The sequence below is a fragment of the Alcanivorax sp. HI0083 genome, assembly GCF_001635175.1.
This window is the reverse complement of the sequence record NZ_LWFX01001630.1, coordinates 1-7,176: the sequence shown is the minus strand read 5'-3', so window position 1 is coordinate 7,176 and position 7,176 is coordinate 1. Positions and strand designations below refer to the sequence as shown.

4 protein-coding genes are annotated in these 7,176 nt (G+C 58.2%); 3 read left to right on the top strand and 1 reads right to left on the bottom strand.

Going from position 1 to position 7,176, the window contains the following annotated elements; genetic code table 11:
- Positions 1 to 1,417: MATE family efflux transporter (locus tag A3754_RS24060; RefSeq protein ID WP_063521549.1), on the bottom strand; the 1,417-nt coding region annotated here is incomplete at its 3' end.
- A gap of 378 nt (positions 1,418 to 1,795) precedes the next feature.
- On the opposite strand from A3754_RS24060, the gene A3754_RS24055 reads away from it, so the two are divergent.
- The 3 genes from A3754_RS24055 to A3754_RS24045 all read left to right on the top strand — a co-directional run.
- The gene (locus tag A3754_RS24055) at positions 1,796 to 2,866 is read left to right on the top strand and encodes an efflux RND transporter periplasmic adaptor subunit (RefSeq protein ID WP_082904828.1); all 1,071 of its coding nucleotides are present in this window, start codon (positions 1,796 to 1,798) and stop codon (positions 2,864 to 2,866) included.
- Positions 2,866 to 5,970 (top strand): efflux RND transporter permease subunit, encoded by a 3,105-nt coding sequence (locus tag A3754_RS24050; protein ID WP_063521548.1) that lies wholly within the window; start codon positions 2,866 to 2,868, stop codon positions 5,968 to 5,970. Before A3754_RS24055 ends, A3754_RS24050 begins: the two co-directional genes overlap by 1 nt.
- Positions 5,971 to 6,287: 317 nt before the next feature.
- A partial coding sequence (locus A3754_RS24045; RefSeq protein WP_197468831.1) for a cbb3-type cytochrome c oxidase subunit I occupies positions 6,288 to 7,176 on the top strand: 889 nt, incomplete at its 3' end.

The window sequence follows — 7,176 nt, the reverse complement described above, 5'->3', positions numbered from 1 at the left end:
TGGTATCCATTACCGTGTCGGTGGGATACTGAGCCACCTTGGTTTCTTCAGGGGTTCTTCCCACCAGATTTTTCTGCTTCCAGGTACCGCGTTTAAACCATACCCAGGCAACCAGCGCCGACAGAAAGGCTTGAACCGGATAGGAAATCCACACTCCGGCCACGCCCAGTTGCGTGCGCTCTGTGAGTAACCAGGCAATCGGGAACTGCAACACCCAAAGGGAAATCAAGGCGATGGCCATGGCGGCGAGCGTGTTGCCCGAGCCGCGAAAGGCTCCGGTGACCACAATCTGGGCGCCGAGCAGGCCGTAGGAGAGGGCGGTGATGCGAACAAAGCGGGCGCCTTCTTCGATAACTGCGACCTCGCCGGGCACGAACAGCTCAACCAGCGGCGCGGCAAGGAAGAAACTGACCACCCCAACCAACGTCAAGCTCGTCAGTGCCAGTGCGCCGCTGAGGTACGTCGTGTGTTCCGCGCGTTCCAGCTGCCCGGCGCCCACGTTTTGCCCCACCACCGTGGAGGTGGCTTGTGAGAGACCCAGCGCTGGAATAATCACAAAACTCAGCATCCGCGACCCAATGCCGTAAGCGGCCAGCGCAACGGTGCCGAACCCGGCCACCAGGATGGTCATTAGCATCAGCCCCAGTGCCCGGGTTGCCTGTTCCACGGCGGCAGGCAGCCCCAGCCGGAACAACTGCCACAACATGGGCAAATCCGGGCGCATGTGCAAACGGGCAAGCTGAATGCCATAGCGCCCCGAGAACAGCATAAACAAACCGATCACCGCGGCCAGGCCCTGGGTAGCCAGGGTTGCGGCTGCCGCGCCACTAACGCCAAGGGCCGGCACCGGGCCATAACCAAGAATCAGCAACGGATCGAGCCCAAAATTAAGCAGCACCGTCCCCGCAACGATCAGTAAAGGTGTCTTTACATCCCCGACGCCACGCATCAGCGACTGAAAAATCACATAGGCAAACATGAACGGCAGCCCGAGAAAAGACACCTGTAGATAGGACGTGGCGTGGGGCTGCACGGATGCCGATGCACCGAGAAACGCCACCAGCGGTGCCGCAATAAAATAGCCAATGGCAGCGAGCAATAAGGAGAGGGCGATTACGCCCATCAATGCCTGTGCGGCCACATGGTTGACCGCATCCAGATCACCGCGCCCCTTGTTCTGGGCAACCAGAATTGTTCCGGCAACGGCAAGGCCAATTCCCAACGAGATAAGGAAAAACAAAACGGGGAAGCTGAGCGACACCGCAGCAACGGCATCCGCCCCCAGTCGGCCGACCCAGAACGTGTCGGTAAGCTGGTAGGCCGTCTGCAGAAGATTCGCGAAGACAATCGGAATCGCCAGGGTCAACAGCGCGCGGGTAATGGAGCCCTGGATCAGGCTAGGAGTGTCTTGGGCCACAAGGTCTCCAGGCATGCACTAGGAACGGGTTGCTGAAGGAAGTAATTTCCTCTGTCAGCAATCCTACTCGAAATGCTTACGACAGACGCAACAACTGTTGCGTACGAATCAGTGGCGAGGGTGGACCAATAAAGATGTAACCATAACGGCAATTACTCTATTTAACATAATATACATTATGCGTATCAATGGGTGTTATGGGCACACAACGAAATTCCCGTTGGGTTATCCACCACGCTCCTCTAGAGCGCCCACACAACGCAAAGCTTGTAATCATTAACGGTTAGTATTTGCATCTGGACGCCCCGGCCAGTTAAATCGCGTTAGTCTGGGTGCTATCGCCATTACACTGTTCTACTGCCGGAGTTTCTGCTGTCTATGCTCGCGCTGCGTTTCTGCCTGCTTGTCTCTTTTTGCCTGCCACTGATAACGCAGGCCAATCCGGTACCGGTTTCCGTCGCCACAGTGGAAATGCAGAAACCGGTTCGTGAACTGCTGATCAATGGCACCCTGGCAGCCGATCAGTCCGCCCGGCTCTCTGCCTCAGTGGCTGGCCTGGTGAGCAAATTGAACGTAGATATCGGCTCCCGGGTTGAGTCTGGCGACGTGCTGCTGACGCTGGACGCCGAGATTAACCGGCTAACCTTGCAACAGGCAAAAGCCAGCCATAAACAGCAGGCAACCACGCTGGCGGATTTACAGCGGCAATTGGATGAAGCCAGTAGCCTGATTGCTCGCCGCAGTATCGCCGCCAGCGAAGTCCGCAGTCTGGAATCCCAGGTGGAGGCCAGCAAGGCGGCTCTGGCGGCCAGTCAGGCCGAGGTGGGCCGCCAGCAAGCGTTGCTTCAGCGCCACACTCTGAAAGCGCCGTTTCCGGGGGTTATCAGCGCCAAGCTGACCGAGGTGGGCGAATGGGTGGTGCCCGGTACGCCAGTGCTTGAGTTGGTGGGTACAGGTTCTCTGCATGCAGATTTCGCGGTGCCTCAGCGTTATTACTCCCAGATCAATACAGGCACCCCGCTTACGATTCGTCAGGAAAAGGCAGGCACCCAAACCCAGGCAGCCGGCGAACGGACCATGGCCGCGAAGATAACGGCTATTGTGCCGGTGAATGACCCGGCCGCCCGAACATTCACCCTGCGGGCAAGCCTGAATTCGAAAGATCTAACCCCGGGCATGGCCGTATTCGGCAACCTGGCCATTCAGGCCCCGAATGCGGAGCCGGTGGTGCCCCGCGATGCCCTGCTCCGCGATGTTCAGGGTAATGTGTCGGTGTGGGTTGTGGTCACGGATGACGATAAGGCAGTCGCCCAGCGGCGCGCCATCAAGGTGCGATCGGGGCAATCCGATCCGGTAATCGTTTTGGAAGGCCTCAGCAAGGGCGATCAGGTGGTAATCCGTGGAAACGAAGGGTTGCGAGACGGTGATCGTGTTCAGGTGACCCGCTGATGTTTGAACGGATTGTTCGTAACGGCACCCTGATGACGGTGATCGTGCTGATCATCACCCTGCTCGGCGTGCTTGCCGCGCTGCGTATTCCTGTGCAGATGATCCCGGATCTGGAAGTGCGCACCATCAGCGTGCTAACACGCTGGTCCGGCGCCACGCCCCAAGATGTGGAAAAGGAAATTTTGATTGAGCAGGAAGAATACCTGCGCAATCTACCCAATCTGCGTCGCCTCACCGCTACCGCCTACAGCGGCGAAGCGGAGATCGAGCTGGAATTCCCCTTTGGCGTGGATATTACCGATGCGTTGATCCGGGTGAACAACGCGCTCAGCCAGGTCCCCGCCTACCCGGATACGGTGGACCAACCACAAATTCTCTCCTCTTCGTTCTCCAGCAATTCCTTCATGTATTTCAGTGTCTACCCGCAGGCCGGCAACCCCCGCGGCCTGGACATGGACATGATGCGTGACTTTATTGACGATGAAGTTCGCCCGCGCATGGAAAGCGTGCAAGGCGTTTCCATGGTGGAAATGCGTGGCGGTGCTGAACGGCAGATTCAGGTGCTGCTCGATGCCCAGGCTTTGGCCCAGTTCGGGCTGACCGTAGTGGATGTGCGCGATGCCCTTCGCGAACGCAATCAGGATATTTCCGGCGGTGAAGTAGATAGTGGAAAGCGGCGCTACCTGCTTCGCACCGTGGGCCGTTTCGAAAATCTGGATGATCTCAACGATTTGATTTTGCAGCGCCAGGGTGACTCACTGGTGCGCTTGCAGGATGTGGCCACCGTGGTCATGGATCACTTCCCCGTGCGGCAGATATCCCGCTTTAACGGCAATCCGGTGATCATGCTGGCAGTCCGCCGGGAAACCGGCTCCAACGTAATCGACATCAAGCAGGGAATGCTGGAGCAGGTCGACCTGATTAAAAAGGAGGTGCTGGAACCGGCCGGCATGGACATGTCGCTAATGTCCGACGACGTGCGTTACGTGGAGGCCTCGGTGGCCAACGTGTGGATCAATCTCGGCATCGGCGCCCTCTTCGCCACCCTGGTCATGTTTTTGTTTCTGCGCTCGGTACGCATTACTGCGGTAGGCGTGATTGGTATTCCCATCTGTACCATCGCTGCTTTCCTGGGGCTGTTGCTGGCCGGACGAACCATCAATGTCATCTCCATGGCGGGCATTGCTTTCGCTATCGGCATGACCCTGGATAACTCGATTGTAGTGCTGGAAAGCATCGAAATGGAGCGGCGCAAAGGGCTTGATCGAATCCGCTCAGCGGTGAGCGGTATCCAGAAAGTGTGGCCGGCGGTGTTTGCCTCCACCATGACCACGGTGCTGGTATTTCTTCCGGTGGTGTTTATTCAGGAAGAAGCCGGGCAACTGTACTCCGATATTGCCATTGCCGTTTCCGCTTCGATTCTGGTCTCCATGCTGGTGGCAATGACGGTGATCCCCACCCTCTCCGCCCGGCTGGATTTCTCCGCCGTGATGGATCATGACGGTGAACACAGCCGGTGGATGCGAGCGATCAATCGCTGGGCCACACAGTTATTAGCCACCCGCCCGCGCCAACTTGCCACCCTGGGCATTACGCTGGCAATTGCCACCGCCATTGTGGTGTTCCTGACCCCGCCAGCGGAATATCTGCCCGAGGGTGAAGAGCCCAAGACCTTTGCCAGCATGAACGCCCCGCCCGGCTACAATCTGGAGACCATGGCCGCGATTGCTGACGAAGTGGAAGCAGAACTGTTGCCGTTGGTAGGCCAGGACCCGCAGGCCTATGACCGCGGCGAACTGTCCATGCCGCCACTCAAGTACATGAACCTGGGCGTCAGCGCCGAGAACCTGCGCATCATCGCTGAACCCATGGACCCGGCCCATATGGAACCGATGATGGACGGGATTACCCAAGTTTACCGGCAATACCCGGGTATGCGTGCCTTCGCGGCACGCGGCTCGATCATTTCCAGCAACGATGGCGGCACCCGCAGCGTGACGCTGGATGTGGCGGGCAAGGATCTGGCTGAGATTTATGATGTGGCCAGAACGCTGTATCGGGAAGCGAAAACTGTCTTCGACAATCCGCGCATCCAGTCCCAGCCCGCCAGTCTGTCGCTGGCCCAGCCACTGATTGAAGTCCGCCCCATCTGGAGCCGCGCGGCGGAGGTGCGTTTCTCCACCCGTGATTTGGGCTATACCGTGGCGGCGCTCACCGATGGCGCCTTCCTGGATGAATTCTTCCTTGGTGACGACAAGGTGGATATCTACGCCTATAGCGACCGTACTGGCAGCTCGCCGTCTCTGACCACCTTGCCCGGCCTGCCGGTACATACCCCTATTGGCGCCACTGTGCCGCTATCGTCTCTGGCTGACCTTCAGGAAACCGTGGATACCAGTGTGGTTCGCCGGGTTAATGGCCGCCGCACGGTGACGCTGAATATCATTCCGCCCCGGTCAGTGCCGTTGGAAAGCGGCGTGGCCCTGGTGCGCACCATGGTCCAGCGGCTGCGTGACAACGGGGCCATTCCGGACACCATCAGCATTAGCCTGTCCGGCGCCAGCGACCAGCTGCAGGCAACACAACAATCGCTCAGCGGTAACTATGTGGTCGCCCTGCTGCTGGTGTATTTGCTGCTGGTCGCCATTTTCAAACACTGGGGCTACCCACTGCTGATCATGACCACCATCCCACTGGGCATTGCCAGCGGTTTGCTGGGCCTCGCGCTGATAAATGCCGCTGGTATCAGTCAGCCTTTCGACATGATTACCATGTTGGGCTTCCTGATTCTGATGGGCACGGTGGTGAACAACCCTATCCTGATTGTTCACGAAGCCACCCTGAACATGCGTGCCGGCAGCATTGCTGCGCAGGCGGTCAGCGATGCGGTGGCATCGAGACTGAGGCCCATTGCCATGACCACCATCACCACGGTTTGCGGCCTTGCCCCGTTGGTGCTGATCCCCGGTGAAGGGACGGAGTTATATCGCGGGGTTGGTGCCATCGTGCTGTTCGGCTTGCTCGGCACCGCCATCGTCACTGTTACTTTCCTGGCTTGCCTGACGGCGCTGATTTTTGGCCTGTCCCGCAATTCTTCTGCGTAGATTCAAAAATATCCCCGCTTTCCGTTGACCTCACCCCCTAAATTGCCCACAAAGAGAGTGTGCATTTGGACGCAAAAGGGGTGGGGCAAAATGTCCTGCCTGGATGTGCCGTATCGCTATCGCTATTTCACTTAGTCCGAAATAGTATAGCGATATTCCCGTACAGCATTTGCGGCTATTGCCCGCAATTGGGGTGCGGACGCCCAGGCTTGCCGATCAAGGCGTGAGCAACCGACAGCGCCACTTGATCTGCATCAAAAAGGACCGCGTTTGTGCCTGTTACAGTCAGCTCGCACAAAAATCGGAAGGAAACGCACATGGAAAATGCTGTTGCTTCGCCAGATTACAACTACAAGGTTGTTCGGCAATTCACAGTTATGTCTGTGGTTTGGGGGATCGTGGGTATGGCGGTGGGGGTGTTTATCGCCGCCCAACTCGCCTGGCCTGCCCTGAACTTCAATATCCCCTGGTTAAGCTTCGGGCGTTTGCGCCCCCTACACACCAATGCGGTCATTTTTGCCTTCGGCGGCTCAGCCCTCATGGGCACCTCCTACTATGTGGTCCAGCGCACCTGTAGCGCGGTCCTGGCATTTCCCAAACTGGCGGCATTCAGCTTCTGGGGCTGGCAGGTGGTGATTGTCGCCGCTGCCATTACGCTCCCCCTGGGCTTTACCTCCACCAAGGAATACGCCGAGTTGGAATGGCCCATCGACATCCTGATCACGCTGGTCTGGCTGGCCTATGCGGCCGTATTCTTTGCCACCATCGCCAAGCGCAGGACCTCGCACATTTATGTGGCCAACTGGTTCTACGGTGCCTTTATCATTGCCATCGCGTTGCTGCATGTGGTGAACAACCTGGCAGTACCGGTTTCCCTGATGAAGTCCTACTCCGCCTATAGCGGCGCCATCGATGCCATGGTGCAGTGGTGGTACGGCCATAACGCGGTGGGCTTTTTCCTGACTGCCGGCTTCCTGGGCATGATGTACTACTACGTGCCCGTTCAGGCCCAACGGCCGGTGTATTCCTACCGCCTTTCCATTGTGCATTTCTGGGCCCTGATCGCGGTTTACATGTGGGCCGGGCCGCACCACCTGCACTACTCCTCCCTGCCCGACTGGGCTCAATCCCTGGGCATGGTGTTCTCCATCGTGCTGCTGGCGCCCAGCTGGGGCGGCATGATCAACGGCATGATGACCCTTTCCG